Source organism: Alkalibacter mobilis (assembly GCF_015594845.1).
Lineage (GTDB): Bacteria > Bacillota > Clostridia > Eubacteriales > Alkalibacteraceae > Alkalibacter > Alkalibacter mobilis.
Genome location: NZ_JADNRK010000003.1, coordinates 46101 through 62869, shown reverse-complemented (window position 1 = coordinate 62869; position 16769 = coordinate 46101). Strand labels below are relative to the sequence as shown.

General features: G+C 40.1%; 18 protein-coding genes. 16 read left to right on the top strand and 2 right to left on the bottom strand.

The window, feature by feature from the left end; all coding sequences use genetic code 11:
- Positions 1-6: 6 nt before the first annotated feature.
- The 15 genes from rpsK to IWB18_RS02265 all read left to right on the top strand — a co-directional run bounded on the left by rpsK (position 7) and on the right by IWB18_RS02265 (position 13329).
- The gene (gene rpsK / locus IWB18_RS02335) at positions 7-402 is read left to right on the top strand and encodes a 30S ribosomal protein S11 (protein ID WP_195681990.1); all 396 of its coding nucleotides are present in this window, start codon (positions 7-9) and stop codon (positions 400-402) included.
- A 27-nt stretch (positions 403-429) separates the two neighbouring features.
- Entirely contained in the window at positions 430-1056 is a 627-nt protein-coding gene (gene rpsD, locus IWB18_RS02330) for a 30S ribosomal protein S4 (protein WP_195681989.1), read from the top strand.
- 62 nt (positions 1057-1118) lie between these two features.
- Positions 1119-2066, top strand: a complete 948-nt coding sequence (locus IWB18_RS02325; RefSeq protein ID WP_195681988.1) for a DNA-directed RNA polymerase subunit alpha — start codon at positions 1119-1121, stop codon at positions 2064-2066.
- 15 nt (positions 2067-2081) lie between these two features.
- Positions 2082-2423, top strand: a complete 342-nt coding sequence (gene rplQ, locus IWB18_RS02320; protein WP_195681987.1) for a 50S ribosomal protein L17 — start codon at positions 2082-2084, stop codon at positions 2421-2423.
- Between the two features lie 67 nt (positions 2424-2490).
- Positions 2491-3324, top strand: coding sequence for an energy-coupling factor transporter ATPase (locus IWB18_RS02315; protein ID WP_195681986.1), 834 nt, complete (start codon positions 2491-2493; stop codon positions 3322-3324).
- Positions 3315-4178 carry an energy-coupling factor transporter ATPase gene (locus IWB18_RS02310; RefSeq protein ID WP_195681985.1) on the top strand — a complete coding sequence of 288 codons (864 nt, stop codon included), beginning with the start codon at positions 3315-3317 and terminating at the stop codon, positions 4176-4178. Before IWB18_RS02315 ends, IWB18_RS02310 begins: the two co-directional genes overlap by 10 nt.
- Positions 4171-4968, top strand: a complete 798-nt coding sequence (locus IWB18_RS02305) for an energy-coupling factor transporter transmembrane component T family protein (RefSeq protein ID WP_195681984.1) — start codon at positions 4171-4173, stop codon at positions 4966-4968. Before IWB18_RS02310 ends, IWB18_RS02305 begins: the two co-directional genes overlap by 8 nt.
- 9 nt (positions 4969-4977) lie before the next feature.
- Positions 4978-5712, top strand: a complete 735-nt coding sequence (gene truA / locus IWB18_RS02300) for a tRNA pseudouridine(38-40) synthase TruA (RefSeq protein WP_195681983.1) — start codon at positions 4978-4980, stop codon at positions 5710-5712.
- Positions 5713-5833: 121 nt separating this feature from the next.
- Complete coding sequence (gene rplM, locus IWB18_RS02295; RefSeq protein WP_195681982.1) at positions 5834-6277, top strand: 50S ribosomal protein L13; 444 nt, start codon at positions 5834-5836, stop codon at positions 6275-6277.
- Positions 6278-6294: 17 nt separating this feature from the next.
- A complete protein-coding gene (gene rpsI, locus IWB18_RS02290) occupies positions 6295-6687 on the top strand; it encodes a 30S ribosomal protein S9 (protein ID WP_195681981.1) in 393 nt (130 codons plus the stop codon).
- Between the two features lie 166 nt (positions 6688-6853).
- The gene (murI, locus tag IWB18_RS02285; protein WP_195681980.1) at positions 6854-7663 is read left to right on the top strand and encodes a glutamate racemase; all 810 of its coding nucleotides are present in this window, start codon (positions 6854-6856) and stop codon (positions 7661-7663) included.
- A gap of 32 nt (positions 7664-7695) precedes the next feature.
- Positions 7696-8697: a tryptophan--tRNA ligase gene (gene trpS, locus IWB18_RS02280; RefSeq protein WP_195681979.1), complete on the top strand. Its 1002-nt coding sequence runs from the start codon at positions 7696-7698 to the stop codon at positions 8695-8697.
- A gap of 160 nt (positions 8698-8857) precedes the next feature.
- Entirely contained in the window at positions 8858-10204 is a 1347-nt protein-coding gene (locus IWB18_RS02275) for a beta/alpha barrel domain-containing protein (protein WP_225877739.1), read from the top strand.
- Positions 10205-10236: 32 nt separating this feature from the next.
- A complete protein-coding gene (locus IWB18_RS02270) occupies positions 10237-12165 on the top strand; it encodes an aconitate hydratase (RefSeq protein ID WP_195681977.1) in 1929 nt (642 codons plus the stop codon).
- A gap of 123 nt (positions 12166-12288) precedes the next feature.
- Entirely contained in the window at positions 12289-13329 is a 1041-nt protein-coding gene (locus IWB18_RS02265; protein ID WP_195681976.1) for a DUF3048 domain-containing protein, read from the top strand.
- Between the two features lie 68 nt (positions 13330-13397).
- Here the strand turns inward: IWB18_RS02265 and IWB18_RS02260 are convergent, their stop codons facing one another.
- On the bottom strand, positions 13398-14639 hold the full coding sequence (locus tag IWB18_RS02260; RefSeq protein WP_195681975.1) for an aminopeptidase P family protein: 1242 nt from the start codon (positions 14637-14639) through the stop codon (positions 13398-13400).
- Between the two features lie 36 nt (positions 14640-14675).
- On the bottom strand, positions 14676-15899 hold the full coding sequence (gene dinB, locus IWB18_RS02255) for a DNA polymerase IV (RefSeq protein WP_195681974.1): 1224 nt from the start codon (positions 15897-15899) through the stop codon (positions 14676-14678).
- Between the two features lie 155 nt (positions 15900-16054).
- Here dinB and IWB18_RS02250 point away from each other — a divergent pair, with 155 nt between their 5' ends.
- Positions 16055-16690, top strand: a complete 636-nt coding sequence (locus IWB18_RS02250; RefSeq protein ID WP_195681973.1) for a flavodoxin family protein — start codon at positions 16055-16057, stop codon at positions 16688-16690.
- Positions 16691-16769 lie beyond the last annotated feature (79 nt).

Sequence of the window (16769 nt, the reverse complement as noted above, 5' to 3'; positions counted from 1 at the left end):
TCAGGTATGGCAGCTAAAAAAGTTGTTAGAAGCAGAAAAAAGAAGATAAAAAAGAATATTGAACGAGGACAGGCGCATATCCAGTCTACTTTCAATAACACGATTATAACCATAACCGATGTTTCTGGAAACGCTATTTCTTGGGCGAGCGCTGGCGGCTCAGGATTCAAAGGTTCTAGAAAAAGCACGCCATTTGCGGCTCAAATGGCTGCGGAAGAAGCTGCAAAAGTAGCTATGGAACACGGTTTAAGATCGATAGAAGTATTTGTTAAAGGTCCTGGATCAGGAAGAGAAGCTGCAATCAGATCATTACAGGCAGTAGGATTGGAGATTTCATCCATCAAAGATGTTACTCCTATTCCGCACAACGGATGCAGACCACCAAAAAGAAGAAGAGTTTAGTAAAAGATTGGGAGGTGTTATAAACTAATGGCAAGATATACAGAAGCATCGTGCAGACTATGCAGAAGAGAAGATATGAAATTATATCTTAAAGGCGATAAATGCTATAGCAGCAAATGTCCGATGGAAAAGAGAGCTTTTGCTCCGGGACAACACGGACAAAGAAGAACCAAGCTATCTGAATACGGTATTCAGTTGAGAGAAAAACAAAAAGCTAAAAGAATATACGGTATTCTGGAGAAGCAATTTAGATCATACTTTGAGATGGCGGCAAAAAAACGTGGTATCACAGGTGATAATTTGCTACAACTTTTAGAGAGCAGATTGGATAATACTGTATACAGACTGGGTTTTGCGTCTTCAAGAAAAGAAGCAAGACAACTTGTATTACACGGACATTTCACAGTTAACGGTAAAAAAGTAAATATTCCTTCCTACCTTATTAGTGAGGGAGACCTTATCCAAGTAGCTGAAAAAAGCAAAAAATCCGACAAGTTCAAAGCTGTCGTGGAGTCAACTTCAAGTAAAGTAACTCCAAAATGGCTGGAAGTGGATTTTGACAAGCTTGAGGGTAAAGTCGTAGCACTACCTACCAGAGAGGATATTGATCTTAACATCGAAGATCACTTGATAGTTGAGCTTTATTCAAGATAGACATAAATCGATTAGTTACCCTCAAAATTCAACTGTCAAAATATTAAATGGGAGGGTTTATTATGATAGAAATTGAAAAACCAAGAATAGAAATTTTGGAAATTTCCGATGACAACAAGTACGGTAAATTTGTAGTTGAACCACTGGAAAGAGGATATGGGACTACTCTGGGAAACTCACTCAGAAGGATCATGCTTTCCTCTTTACCGGGTGTTGCAGTGACAAGCGTGAGAATCGAAGGTGTGTTGCATGAGTTTGCAACTATCCCTGGAGTCAAGGAAGATGTTGTGGAAATAATCCTGAATCTCAAGAAGCTTGCTTCCAAGTTGTATTGCGATGAACCAAAAATCGTGAGAATAGAAGCTAAAGGTGAAGGCGAAGTCACAGCAGGAGACATAATTGCAGATGCGGACGTGGATATACTAAATCCCGAGATGCATATAGCAGATCTTAGCGAAGGTGCGGTCCTGAACATGGAAATCGTCCTTGAAAAAGGAAGAGGATATGTTTCCGCCGAAAAAAATAAGTCAAAAGACCAACCGATAGGAACCATACCAGTTGATTCTTCATTCACTACGGTAAAGAAAGTCAACTACGCTGTCGAAGACACCAGAGTAGGTCAAGTGACAGATTTTGACAAACTGACTTTGGAATTGTGGACTGACGGGACTATCACTCCGGAAGAAGCAGTGTCATTGTCGGCAAAAATCCTAAATGAGCATTTGAGCTTGTTTATCGATCTGACAGATCACGTAGGGACCGTTGAGATCATGGTCGAAAAGGAAGAAAACAAAAAAGAAAAGATGCTGGAAATGTCAATCGAAGAATTGGAACTTTCAGTAAGGTCAAGCAATTGTTTAAGAAGAGCAAATATCAACACAGTAGATGAATTGACACAAAAATCCGAAGAAGACATGATGAAAGTCAGAAATCTCGGAAAAAAATCATTAAATGAAATTAAATTCAAGTTGGCCGAAATAGGCCTTGGTTTAAGACAAAGTGACGAGTAAGAAGGAGGGATAAACATGGCTGGTTATAGAAAACTGGGACGTCCCACAGATCAGAGAAGAGCAATGCTTAGAAATCTGGTTACTGCCTTATTGGATAATGGGAAACTGGAAACCACAATTACAAGAGCAAAAGAGACTGGTAAGATTGCCGAAAAGATGATAACTTTAGGCAAAAGAGGAGATCTTCACGCTAGAAGACAAGCTTTGGCATACATAAACAGCGAAGCTGTGGTTGCTAAACTTTTTGACGAAATAGCACCTAAGTACAAAGATAGAAATGGTGGATATACAAGAATCTACAAACTTGGACAAAGAAGAGGAGACGCAGCAGAAGCGGCTTTGATCGAACTTGTATAATGATGACTGTGGGATTAAACAAAAGTTTAATCCCTTTTGTCCATTTTTTTAGAGGAATGAGGCTTTTATGGAAAATATGATTGAGTTTAAAAATGTCGGTTTTATATATGAAAAACACGAAGGCGAAGATACAGTCGCTGTAGAAAACGTCAGTTTTTCAGTGGCGGAGGGAGAATTTATCGGGATAATAGGCCATAATGGTTCAGGAAAATCCACGCTTTCGAAGTTGATCAATGCTATTTTGTTTCCGACGACAGGAGATGTAATGGTAGCAGGAATAAATACAAAAGATCATGACAGGGTATGGGATATCAGACAGACAGCGGGCATGGTTTTTCAAAATCCGGACAATCAGCTGGTCGCCACAATGGTTGAAGAGGAGGTCGCCTTTGGACCTGAAAACCTTGGGATACCGCCGGAAGAAATTAGACGAAGAGTCGACGAAGCCCTTTCAACTGTTGAAATGGGTGAATACATCAATAAGAAACCACACCAACTTTCAGGAGGCCAAAAGCAAAGAATTGCCATAGCAGGCATTTTAGCCATGAAGCCGAAATGTATCATACTTGACGAGCCTACAGCCATGCTTGACCCTTCAGGAAGAAAAGAAGTCATGGATACGATCAAGAGGCTCAACAAGGAAGAAAAGATTACAATACTGCACATTACGCACTACATGGATGAAGTGGTCGATGCTGACCGAATCCTGGTAATGGATGGTGGGAAAATAGCGATGGAAGGAACTCCCAGGGAGATACTCAGCCAAGTTGAAAAGTTGAAAGATTTGAGACTGGACGTGCCGCAGATAACAGAATTGGCATTCAACTTAAAATCATTAAATATTCCTTTGGGATCACATATATTAACTGTAGATGAGATGGTGAAAGAATTATGTCAATAGAAATCAAGGAACTCTCACACATATATTCTGAAGGTTCTCCATTTGAATCAAGAGCATTGGACAAAATAAGCGGCGTTATAGAAAAAGGCAGTTTCACCGGATTGATAGGGCATACGGGCTCCGGAAAATCGACCTTTATCCAGCATCTAAATGTTTTGTTGAAACCAACATCAGGACAAATAATAATTGACGGCGTTGATATCAACGACAAGGATGTCAACCCAAAATCCGTGCGGGAAAAAGTTGGACTTGTATTTCAATATCCTGAACATCAGTTGTTTGAAGAAACAGTCGAAAAGGACGTTGCCTACGGACCTGGCAATCTGGGTCTGGATGAAAATGAAATTGCAGACAGAGTCAAAAATGCCTTGGAACTTGTGGGACTGGATTATGAAAAAGTTAAAGATAAATCACCCTTTGAATTAAGTGGGGGGCAGATGAGAAGAGTGGCAATAGCGGGTGTTTTAGCAATGAAACCCAGGATATTGATACTTGATGAACCTACAGCAGGTCTGGATCCAAGAGGCAGAGACGACATTCTTAAAGTCATTAAGTCATTGCACGAAAATGAGCGCATAACGGTGATTTTGGTCTCTCACAGTATGGAAGACATAGCCAAATTCGTTGATAAGATAATGGTAATGTACAGAGGGAAAATCGAAATATACGATGTTCCGGAAAAGGTTTTCTCGCAAGCTGAACTGCTGGAGAAAATCGGTCTTGCCGTACCCCAGGTTACCTACCTTATGAGGGAATTAAAAAAAATCGATCCAAAGGTCAATCAAAATGTATACACGGTAGATCAAGCTCAAGAAGAGATCGTTAAAATGATTAGGAGAAAAGATAATGCTTAAAGATGTTACTATCGGGCAATACTATCCTACGAATTCAATCATACACAGGCTCGATCCCAGGACTAAGATACACTTTACGTTGTTGTATATAGTTGCACTGTTTTTGGTTGACAATATGATTGGTTACGGGGTGGCATTTGCAACTCTTATAACAATAACATTAATATCAAAAATACCCGTAAATTACGTCCTTAGAGGAGTCAAAGGACTGGTTTTTATTATCATGATCACTGTGGCAATAAATTTATTTATGACCCCGGGTACAGTAAGATATCAGTTTTGGATATTCAAGATAACTGAAGAAGGATTGAAAGTTGCGGTTTTTATGGCATTAAGGTTGATTTTTCTCGTAACGGGAACATCTTTGATGACGTTGACCACTTCTCCCATATCGCTTACCGACGGCATTGAGTATTCATTGAAGGGCGTTCCAGGAGTACGAAAGTATGCACACGAACTTGCAATGATGATGACTATTGCATTAAGGTTTATACCGACTCTAATGGAAGAGACAGACAGAATAATGAAAGCTCAGAAGGCCAGAGGCGCTGATCTTGACAGCGGAAACCTGATTCAAAGAGCAAAGAGTCTGATACCCATATTGGTGCCTTTGTTCGTTAGTGCATTTAGAAGGGCGGACGAGCTTGCGATTGCAATGGAGGCAAGATGCTATAGAGGCGGAGAAAACAGGACCAGGCTGCACGCATTGAAATTTGGAAGGATAGATATTTACGCATATGCGACAACATTCCTCATGATCGGTGCTGTAATATTGACCAGATGGATCTAGGTGATGATTATGCGCAACATTCAGTTGGTGATAGAATACGAGGGCACAGCCTATTGCGGTTGGCAAATACAACCCAACGGTGTGGCAATCCAGGAAGTTCTAATAAGGGCAATAGAAAAAATAACTTCTGAAAAGATAAAGTTGATTGGATCTGGAAGGACCGATGCCGGAGTTCATGCTTATGGGCAATCGGCAAATTTTCTGACTAAAAGCGCAATAGAGACGGAAAAATTTCCAATGGCAATAAATTCAAAATTGCCAAGGGATATCAGGATAGTTGGAGCCTATGAGCAATCACATGAATTTCATAGTCGTTACAGCGCCAAGGGAAAAGTATACGAGTACAGGATCCTCAACGATCCTTATGGAAGTGCTCTGGATCGTAACAGGGTTTGGCACGTTAAGCCGCACCTTGACAGGACAGCAATAATAAAAGCCATGGAGTGCTTGAAGGGAACCCACGATTTTACGACATTTTCATCCATAAAGAGCGGTTCTGAAAACAAGGTCAGGACGATCTGCGAATACTCTTTGTCAACAAGGGAAGATCAAATAATCATGGTCGTTTCTGGCAATGGGTTTTTATACAACATGGTGAGAATCATGACCGGAACTTTAGTCGATGTGGGTTTGGGCAAAATCGATCCGGACAAGATCTCGAAATTGCTCAAGGGCAAAGATAGAAATCTGGCCGGCAAAACGGCACCGCCCCAAGGACTGTATTTAAAAAAAGTTATATATTAATTTTTGCATTTTATTGACTTATAAATGGTTTTATAATAGAATATACGTTGGCACATTATCTGATCCACTAGCCCCGGATCGGTTAATTAATAAAGAGTTAAAGTTGAATGGAGGATATAAAATGAACGCAAGATCCACAGTTATGGCCAAAAGCGGCGAAGTTGAAAGAAAATGGTTCGTTGTTGACGCAGATGGCAAGACATTAGGAAGATTGGCCAGCGAAGTAGCAAAAATTCTTCGCGGTAAAAATAAACCGATTTACACACCTCACGTTGACACAGGAGATTTTGTTATTGTGATAAACGCAGAAAAGGTGGCATTGACAGGAAAGAAACTTGATCAGAAGATGTATAGAAGACATAGCGGATACATCGGTGGAATGAAAGAAATGTCATACAGAAAATTGATTGCGGAAAAACCTGAATTTGTCATAGAAAAAGCCGTAAAGGGAATGTTGCCACACAACATCCTTGGAAGACAAATGTTCAAGAAGCTTAAAGTTTACAAAGGCAGCGAGCATCCGCATGAAGCACAAAAACCAGAAATTTTGGAACTTAACGTATAAGGAGAGGAGGAAATAATATGTCAGTAACTCAATACTTGGGAACAGGAAGAAGAAAAAAATCTGTAGCAAGAGTAAGAATTTTGCCAGGCAGTGGAAAATTCACAGTTAATAAAAAGGATCTTGAAGATTACTTTGGAATGGAAACTTTAAAAGTTATAGCAAAACAACCTTTGACATTGACCGAATCTTTGGATAAGTTTGATATAATCGTAAACGTTCATGGAGGAGGCTTTACAGGCCAAGCTGGTGCAATCAGACACGGTATTGCAAGAGCCTTGATCAAAGCTGATGAAAATCTTAGAGGAGACCTTAAAAAAGCAGGATTCCTTACAAGAGACTCTAGAATGACTGAAAGAAAAAAATACGGACTCAAAAAAGCAAGAAAAGCATCTCAATTTTCAAAAAGATAAGCACTTACTTGCGAATCAAATACAGAAAAATGGCCCTGGAATATTTATATTCCAAGGGTCATTTTTTATGGATTTGATAAGGTTATTTTTTTTACACCCACTCTCTATTTTGTGATAAAATATTTAGATGATATTTATCATATATTTATTGGAAGAGAGTGATAACTTGTCGGACAAAAATTTGCCAATCGGGGTCATGGATTCCGGTGTGGGAGGATTGACGGTAGTCAAGGAAATAATCAAATCGCTGCCGAGTGAAAACATAATATATTTTGGGGATTCAAAGCGAATGCCCTACGGCAACAGAACCGAGGAAGAAATAGTTTTTCTTGCGAATGAAATTATCAAATTCCTTGAAAACAACAAGGTGAAGGCAATACTGCTCGCATGCAATACGGTTTCTTCACAAATAGATAAATTAAAACATGAGGTCCCGATTTTTGGTATTATCGAAGCCGGTTGCATGGCGGCCCTTGAAAGCAGCGAATCGTCGGACATAGGTCTGATTGCTACCGTTGCTACAGTCAAAAGTGGAGTTTACGACAAGACCTTGAAGATGCTGGATAGAGAAAGACACTTTGTGGCAAATGATTCAAGAAAGCTGCCGCAAATAATCAACGATCAATTGAAACACAAATATTTGCTGGATAAACACATACACGAGTGCATCGATCCAATATTGGAAAAGGGAGACATTAAAGAGTTGATATTGGGTTGCAGTCATTTTCCAATAATCGAAAATGAGATAGCTGAGATTTATCCTGGACTCAAACTTATAAATCCGGCGAGCAAGCAGGTCAAGTTGCTTGAAGAGTACCTTGAGTCAAATAATATCAAAAATGACGGTAAAGGTGGAATAAAAGAGATATACACTACAGGCGGAACCAAAGAGTTTGCAGAAACACTGGAAAGACTCCACATAACCAATTATAAATTGTCTAAAGTTCAATTGCTCAAAGAAGACACGGTGGATTGATATTCAGATAAAACCACAAAGGAGAGAGCGTTTTGGAAGAAAAAAAGAAGATATTATACAGCGGCATTCAGCCTTCGGGCTCTTTTACCATAGGAAATTATTTTGGAGCCATAAAGAATTGGGTGAACCTTCAGGATGATTATGACTGTTACTTTTGCGTAGTGGATCTTCATGCGCTTACAGTACCGCAAGTTCCGAAAGATTTGAGAAAAAACAGTTTTGAGTCATTCATAACTTTACTGGCGGCAGGTATAGACCCTGAAAAGTCGACCTTATATTTTCAATCGCATGTAAGTGCTCATGCTGAACTGGCATGGCTACTCAATTGCTACTCTTATATGGGTGAACTGGGAAGAATGACTCAGTTCAAGGACAAGTCGAAAAAGCAGGGTGAAAACATAAGAGTTGGATTATACAGTTATCCTGTACTGATGGCGGCTGACATATTGTTGTATCAATCCGATCTTGTGCCTGTGGGTGAGGATCAAAAACAACATCTGGAACTTACCAGGGACATAGCCAGCAGATTCAACAATCTGTATTCCCCGACATTCAAGATCCCGGAGCCATATATTGGCAAAAAGGGAGCTAGAATAATGAGCTTGCAGGAGCCTGAAAAAAAGATGTCCAAGTCTGATGAAAATATCAATGCATTTGTGACACTGCAGGATCCCAGGGACGTCATAATCAAAAAATTTAAGAGGGCTATAACCGATTCCGACACACAAGTAAGATTTGACAGAAAGGAAAAGCCCGGGGTATCCAATTTGATGGAAATCTATTCTTGCGCCACAGGAAAGGACTTCAAGGATATCGAAAAGGAATTTGAAGGAAAAGGATACGGAGATTTCAAAACTGCAGTTGGAGAAGCTGTTGCAGATACATTGGCTCCCATACAAAAAAGATTTGCAGAGTTGAAGGAAGACAAGGCTTATATAAAGGAAATAGTCGAGAACAGCACGGCTAAAACCAATAGAGCTGCAAACAGAACACTGGGCAAGGTTAAGAGAAAAGTCGGTCTTTTTGAAGTATAAATGAAAGAAAATGAAAAAATCTTTCTTTATTACATTGAAAGACTTCTGAGTTTATGATAATATAAACATTACTCTATAAAAGATGTAATTTTATCTGTACAAATTTCAGAATTTTGAAAAAATAAGATAAAAGATTCATTAATGAAAGGTGATGTTTATATTGAGCAACGTATCTTCCTACAAATATTCAGTAGTTGATGTCATAGAACCTAATTTGTATAATGAGTTCTTTCCTTATACCGAAGTGCCGAAAATAAAATTTAACGGTGAAACTACTCCAATGGATCTTCCTGGTGAGATATGGATCACTGACACTACATTTAGAGACGGTCAGCAGTCAATGTCCGCCTTTACAGTCGATCAAATCGTGTCTTTGTACGATTATCTGCATGAGATAGACAATGGAAGCGGCCTCATCAGAACGTCTGAATTTTTTCTGTACACTGAAAAAGACAGACAGGCAGTCTATGCGTGCATGGAAAAAGGATATGAATTTCCTCAAATAACTTCATGGATCAGAGCAAATGAAAATGATTTTGAGTTGGTCAAGAAAATGGGTATAAAGGAAACCGGGATGTTGATGTCCTGTTCTGACTACCATATATTCAAGAAATTGAGGCTCAATAGGACCACATGTATGGAGAAGTATCTGGATATGGTCAAAAAAGCTCTGGATATGGGTATAATCCCGCGATGCCACCTGGAGGATATAACCAGGGCCGATTATTTCGGTTTCGTAGTGCCCTTGGTAAAAAACATCCAGGAGATTGGCAAACAGGCCGGCGTGCAGATCAAAATACGTTTGTGCGATACGCTGGGTCTTGGAGTGTCGCATCAGGGAGTTGAATTGCCCAGAAGTATCCCGGCAATGGTAAGCGGGTTGAAGAAGTTTTGCGGTGTGCCGTCGGAAGCTTTGGAATGGCATGGACATAATGATTATCATTCTGTAGTAACAAACGCCACAACAGCTTGGCTTTACGGGGCAGCTTCTGTAAATACCACTATCTTTGGAATTGGAGAACGGACGGGGAATTGTCCTTTGGAGGCTATGCTCGTTGAATATGGACAATTGAGAGACGACAAAAAAATCAATTTGGAGATCATAAATGAGATCAGGTTTTTCTTCGAGAAAGAATTCGACTATCATATCGATGCGAAGAGACCTTTCGTAGGAGATGATTTCAATATGACAAAGGCCGGAGTCCATGCAGACGGAATAATGAAATTCGAAGCGATCTATAATTCATTCGACACAAAAAAGATCCTCAACAGGCCGGTTGTCATCAAGGTCAACCAAACTTCGGGTTTAGCGGGTGTTGCTGCCTGGATCAATAATTACTACGACCTGCGCGATGATGAGAAAATCACCAAAAATGACTCGCTGGTATTTAAAATCAAAATGTGGGTGGACAAAGAATATGAAAATGGAAGAACCAGTTCCATCGAAGATCATGAACTTGCAGCTTTAACGGCCGGACATTTTGATAGATTTAAAACGGCCGATTAAATAAATACAATGAAATGATAGGAGATGATAGTTTGGGTTACACAATTACCGAAAAGATAATAAAAAACCACTTGGCTGTTGGCGAAATGGTTAGAGGAGAAGAAATTGCAATAAAGATCGACCAGACCCTTACCCAGGATTCCACAGGAACCATGGCGTATCTTCAATTTGAAGCTATGGAAGTGCCTAGAGTAAAAACCAACCGATCCGTGGCTTATATCGATCACAACATGTTGCAGACCGGTCCAGAGAATATGGACGATCACATTTACATACAGACGGTGGCAAAAAAACACGGCATTTATTATTCAAAACCGGGAAATGGAATATGTCACCAGGTAAATATTGAAAGATTTGGAGTGCCGGGACAAACTTTACTGGGATCAGACAGCCATACTCCCACAGGTGGAGGCGTGGGCATGCTTGCCATTGGAGCAGGAGGACTTGATGTGGCTGTGGCCATGGCAGGCGGACCTTACTACATCACCATGCCTGAAATTGTCAAAGTAGAGCTGAAAGGCAAACTCAATCCGGGCGTTGCATCTAAAGACATAATACTTGAAGTTTTAAAAAGATGCACAGTCAAAGGTGGAATCAACAGAGTATTTGAATACGTTGGTGAAGGAGTGAAGTCGCTGACTGTACCAGAAAGGGCCACTATAACCAATATGGGTGCCGAACTTGGAGCTACAACATCGGTTTTTCCATCTGACGATATAACAATGCAATTTTTGAAAAGCCAAGGAAGAGAAAAGGATTTCGTTGAATTGAAAGCCGATCCTGATGCAAAATACGATTTGGAAATCGTTGTGGACCTGAATGAACTTCAGGCTATGGCTGCATGTCCACATTCTCCTGACAATGTTAAATTCATTTCGGAGCTTGAAGGTACCAAGGTAAATCAAGTTGCCATCGGCAGCTGCACAAATTCCTCATACCTTGATCTAATGAAGGCTGCCAATATTCTTGAAGGCAAAACAGTCTCTGAAAATGTTTCCCTTGTAATTGCTCCGGGATCAAAACAAGTTCTAAACATGTTGGCTGAAAATGGAGCTTTGGCGAAGCTCATAGATTCAGGTGCAAGAATACTGGAATGCGGATGCGGACCTTGTATTGGAATGGGTCAATCACCTAATACCAAGGGAGTTTCATTAAGAACATTCAACAGAAATTTCAAAGGCAGAAGTGGAACGGTAGATGCAGATGTTTATATCGTAAGTCCTGAAACGGCCGCCGTTTCGGCAATTACGGGAGTGATAACCGACCCGGTAAAAAATATCCCTGTCGGGGCTTTAGATATTGAGATACCCGAGTTGTTCAAAGTCAATGACAACATGATAGTTGAACCTGCAGAAGACAATAATGACGTACAAGTGGTAAAAGGGCCAAATATAAAACCTTTTCCTAAAACCAGCGTATTGGAAGACAAAATCGATAAAAAAGTCCTTATCATTGTGGAAGACAACATAACCACCGACCATATAATGCCATCGAACGCAAAGCTGCTTCCATACAGATCGAATATTCCATATTTGTCCGATTATTGCCTGACTCCATGCGATTCCGAGTTTCCTGAAAGGGCAAAGGAAAATTCCGGGGGTATAATTGTGGCAGGACATAATTACGGCCAAGGCTCCAGTAGAGAGCATGCGGCACTGGCGCCTTTGTATTTGGGGATCAAGGCGGTAGTGGCAAAATCTTTTGCCAGGATACATAAAAACAATTTGATCAACAACGGAATACTTCCGCTAGTATTCGTCGATGAATCAGATTACGATAAAATCAGTTTAATGGACGAAATGGTAATGGAGAATGTACTTGACAGTGTTGGAAAGAAAGAAATGACTATTGTCGACAAGACCAAAGATATACAAATCAAGACTAAAGTCGACATAACAGATCGTCAGATAGACATAATCAAAAAGGGCGGTCTGATAAATTACATGAAGGAAATAAATTGATCAAAGCGATGCGCAGACAAGCGCATCGCTTTTTTGTATGCGCCAAAGATGAACGTCCGGTGTAAATTTTGACTTGACTAATGTTTTTGGAAAACACATAATTATCTTTGAGGTGATGAAATAATGAAAAAATTAGCTCTGTGGATATTGATAATAACATTTTTGATTTTTACAGGATGCAGCGCAGATGTGGAACCAGAAAATGAAAACGGAAATGGAAACGAACCCGTAGATCCGGATCCAATCATTGATCCTGTAGAAAATATTGCCAAATATGATGAACTTGATGAGGGGATCTCTCCGCTTACAGGGGAATCATACGATGGTGAAAGTTATCCTATGATGGTACAAATGGAAAATACTCCTGCGGCAAGACCCCAAAGTGGAATAAGCGGTGCTGATTTGATTTATGAAATCGAAGTTGAATCAAAGATCACCAGATTGACAGCGTTCTTTCACAGTGAATTTCCCGATAAAGTAGGGCCGGTCAGAAGTGCGAGAAAACAGCAGATACATTTGTGGAGCGAGTGGAACTTCTTGTTTGCATTCTATGGAGGGTCTACTCCAGCAGGTCAAAACATTTATGAAATTCGAGAAGAACTGGGTGTTACAGCGCCCATGCTCGACGGAATGTCGAGTAATGCTTTTTTTAGGACCTCGGACAGAAAAGCACCGCATAATGCTTATCTGAAGCTTTCTGATTTTGCAGATGACACACACAAGCCTGACAGAACAAGGACGATTTATTTTGACCAAGAACTTGTCTTTGAAGGAGAAACTGCTCAAAAAATAAGTTTGGCGTACCAGTCCATCAACAAGATCACATACGACTATGACGCTGAATCAGGACTGTACAAAAGAAGTATAAACGGAGATCCCATGGTGGACAAAGAAAATGGGGAGCAGGTCACAGTCAAAAATATTATAGTTCAAAGAGCGAAGCACATAAAAGTTGAGGGCATGGTATATACCAATATCGACCTCATAGGCAGCGGCGAAAGCCTTTATTTTGCAGATGGCAAAATGAAAAAAGGAACTTGGGAAAGAAAAGACAAGGATTCACTCACGGTTTATTACGATGAATCAGGTGAAGAAATTCCCCTGCCAGCGGGAAAGACATTCATACAGATCGTCAGAACAGACTTGCCGGTTGATTACGAGTAATATGAAGACAAATCTAAAATAAATACAAAGCGTAAGGTCCTATAAAAAGACTTTACGCTTTTATTTTTTCAGTTGTTCATAAAATTTTCGATATCTTCGATTTCCCTGATTATACTTTCTGATAGATTTATGTTACCCGATTCGGTTATCAATATGTCGTCTTCTATCCTCACACCGATGCCTTCTTCTTCTATGTACAACCCCGGCTCGCAAGTGTATACCATGCCCGGTTGGAGAGTCATGTCCCGGTCTCCCACATCGTGGGTATCCAGCCCCAGGGGATGTCCGATCCCATGGTAATAGTATTTATCTATTTCAGATTTTTCTTTGATGAGTCCTAGTTCCATAGCCCCTTCCGCCAGAAGATTTTTTGCAAATTCGTTCACGTCCTTCATCAGAGCCCCGGGCTTCATGATCTTTGTTGTTTCTTTAAGTGCTTTTAAAACAACATTGTATACGGCCGCCTGTCTTTGAGAAAACTTGCCTTTTGCAGGGAAGGTTCTGCTGATATCTGCACAGTAGTAATTCCATCTGGCTCCAAAATCAAACATTACCAGGCTGTCTTCGGGTATTTTGGCATTGTTTTCAACATAGTGGAGGATAGTTGCATTTTTACCCGATGCTGCTATTGTATCAAATGCATGATCAGCTCCATGAAGCTTGAATGAAAAATCCAGATAAGCTTCCAACTGATGCTCGTAGGAGCAGGAGGAGGATTTGCTCAATAAAAGTTTAAAGGTCTCATTGGTTATGTCGATGGCCTTTTTCATGTTTTCTATCTCTGAATCGCTTTTGATGAATCTTTGCGCAGCTATTGATTTGGAAAAATCCCTGATAGTCACGTGAGGGTATTTTTCTTTGAACTTGTTAGCATGTGCAATCCCGGGAGAGGGACTGTCATCGTAAGAGTTGACAAACATGTCAAGGTAAATTTTATCTATGGATCTACCGGTGCTTTGAAGCAAATTGTTGATCTTTGACTTTAAATCGTTGATATAGGCAACGTTTGAGATCCCAGTGATTTTTGTCGCATCTTCCTTGGTCAGTTTTTTGCCCACCCATTTCTCCAAAACCGGATCAGATTTTTCTATGAAAAGAAATTCTTCCGTTGAATCGGAATGTTTAACTCCCATATATATAATATTTTCCCGGTCTACTCCCGTCAAATAGAAAAAGTTTTTGTTGACTTCAAAAGGGTAGTAGGCATCTCTGGAGCGATGTGGAGCTTTTCCCGCGAATGCCAAAATGATGGATCCTTCCTCCATGTTTTTTAATAATTTTTCCCTATTATTCCTGTGAAAATCTGTCATTTAAATACCTCCATTATTTAATGTTTGATTGAATTTTTATTTTATGTACTGTTTTTCGTTGTTTGCTCTGACAAGAACTGCGGGTTTGAGTGAGTCATGACCAAATTTCTTCCTTATGAGGTCGATGGTATGTTCCAAAGTCAAATCTCTTTCATTGGAATGATCTTTCGGAATTTCAGAAGTGTATAAAGCATCAAAGATTGAAATCTGGGATTCTTGACATTCATGATTGAAATCACCCAGTGTTACTCCCAACAGACGTATGAGCCTGTTGGATTCCCAATTTCTTTCCAATAGATTCACAGCGGTGTTGTATATTGTTTTTGTCACCGAGGTGGCTTCAAGTGTTTGTTGCCTTGTGATGGTTTTAAAGTCTGAATATTTTATGGTTATTTGTACAGTCCTTCCTTTTTTTTCTAATTTTCGTGCTCGGGTGCCTACTTGGTCGCTCAAGGATAAAAGTATGGACTTGGCTTTTGTAAGGTCGGATAAATTGTTTGAAAGGGTAACTGATTTGCCGATAGACTTTACATCGTTGTGGTCGTGTGCGGTCACCTGACTTTGGTCGATCCCATGGGAGTGGTTGTAAATTTCCAACCCTGATTTACCAAACTTTTTAAGCAAGATCTTATGATCTGCACCGGCCAGATCACCTATGGTGAAAATTCCTTCCCGGTTTAGCTTTTCAGCTGTTTTAGCACCAATACCATAGAGCTTATCCACTTTCATCGGCCACATTTTGTCTTTGATATCACGTTGCCACAATTGAGTTATACCTTTTGGCTTTTTCATTTCAGCGGCCATTTTTGCTAAAAATTTGTTTTCTGATATTCCGACTGAACACCAAAGCCCAAGTTCAGATTCGATATGATCCATGATCTTTTGAGCGGTTTCTTCCGGTGTTCCAAAAAGTTTGATGGATCCGGTCATGTCCAACCAGGCCTCATCGATGCTGTTTTCTTCCACCAAGGGAGTATATGATCTTAAGAGTCTCATGACTTGATTGGATTTGATTTTATAAAAATTATGATCAGGCGGCACAAGTTTTATCTGTGGACACAATTGTTTGGCTTGATAAACAGACATGGCGGTTTTTACACCCATGGAACGTGCTTTATAATTCGCCGCAAGGATTATGCCTGTTCTGTTTTTCGGATCACCGGCAACTGCTGATGGGTGGCATGCCAACTCAGAATTTCTTGTGGTTTCACAACTTATATAAAAGGCATTCATGTCTACGAGAAAAATGATGTTGGACAAGGTTGCACCTCCTTTGATCAGTGTTTCAATAGTTTAAGTATAACATGTCTTTTAGATTTTCAAAACATATCGATAACCCGAGTTTAAGCGGCATTGGACACAAAGATCAAAAGGAAGTAAAATAAAACAAGGAAACTTTAGAGGAGGAGATCGAAATGAAAGTTGTTGCATTTAATGGAAGCCCCAAGGAAAAAGGAAATACGTATAATGGACTATATAGAATAAGCGAGATACTTGAAAAAGAAGGAATCGAAACGGAAATAATCCATGTGGGAAACAAAGCTTTGTCCGGCTGTACCGCTTGTGGCACGTGTGGAAAGAAGAAAGACGAAACTTGTGTTATAAAAAATGACGAGGTCAACACTTGGATTCAAAAGATGAAGGAGGCGGACGGAATAATATTGGGATCTCCAGTCTATTATTCCGGAATTGCCGGTGGGTTCAAAACATTTTTGGACAGGGCTTTTTATGTGGGAGGAGCCAACGGTGGTTTGTTCAGACACAAGGTTGGAGCAGGAATAACGGTCGCCAGAAGATCAGGAGAAACAGTTGCACTCGAACAGCTGAACAAATATTTTTTGATCAGTGAAATGATGGTGCCCGGATCCAACTACTGGAACGGAATACATGGTGGTAGACCTGGGGAAGTCCTGGAAGATCTTGAAGGGATGCAGACCATGGAAATATTAGGTGAAAATATGGCATGGCTTCTAAAATTGATAGAATTGGGAAAGGGAAAAATCACGGAACCGGAAAAAAGACAAAAGATCGCAACTAATTTTATACGGTGAAAATTTGACCGGATCTGTTAGTTGCAATATGCTTTTTACAGGTGTAAAATTAATGTATCAATCGAACGGAGGAATCGCG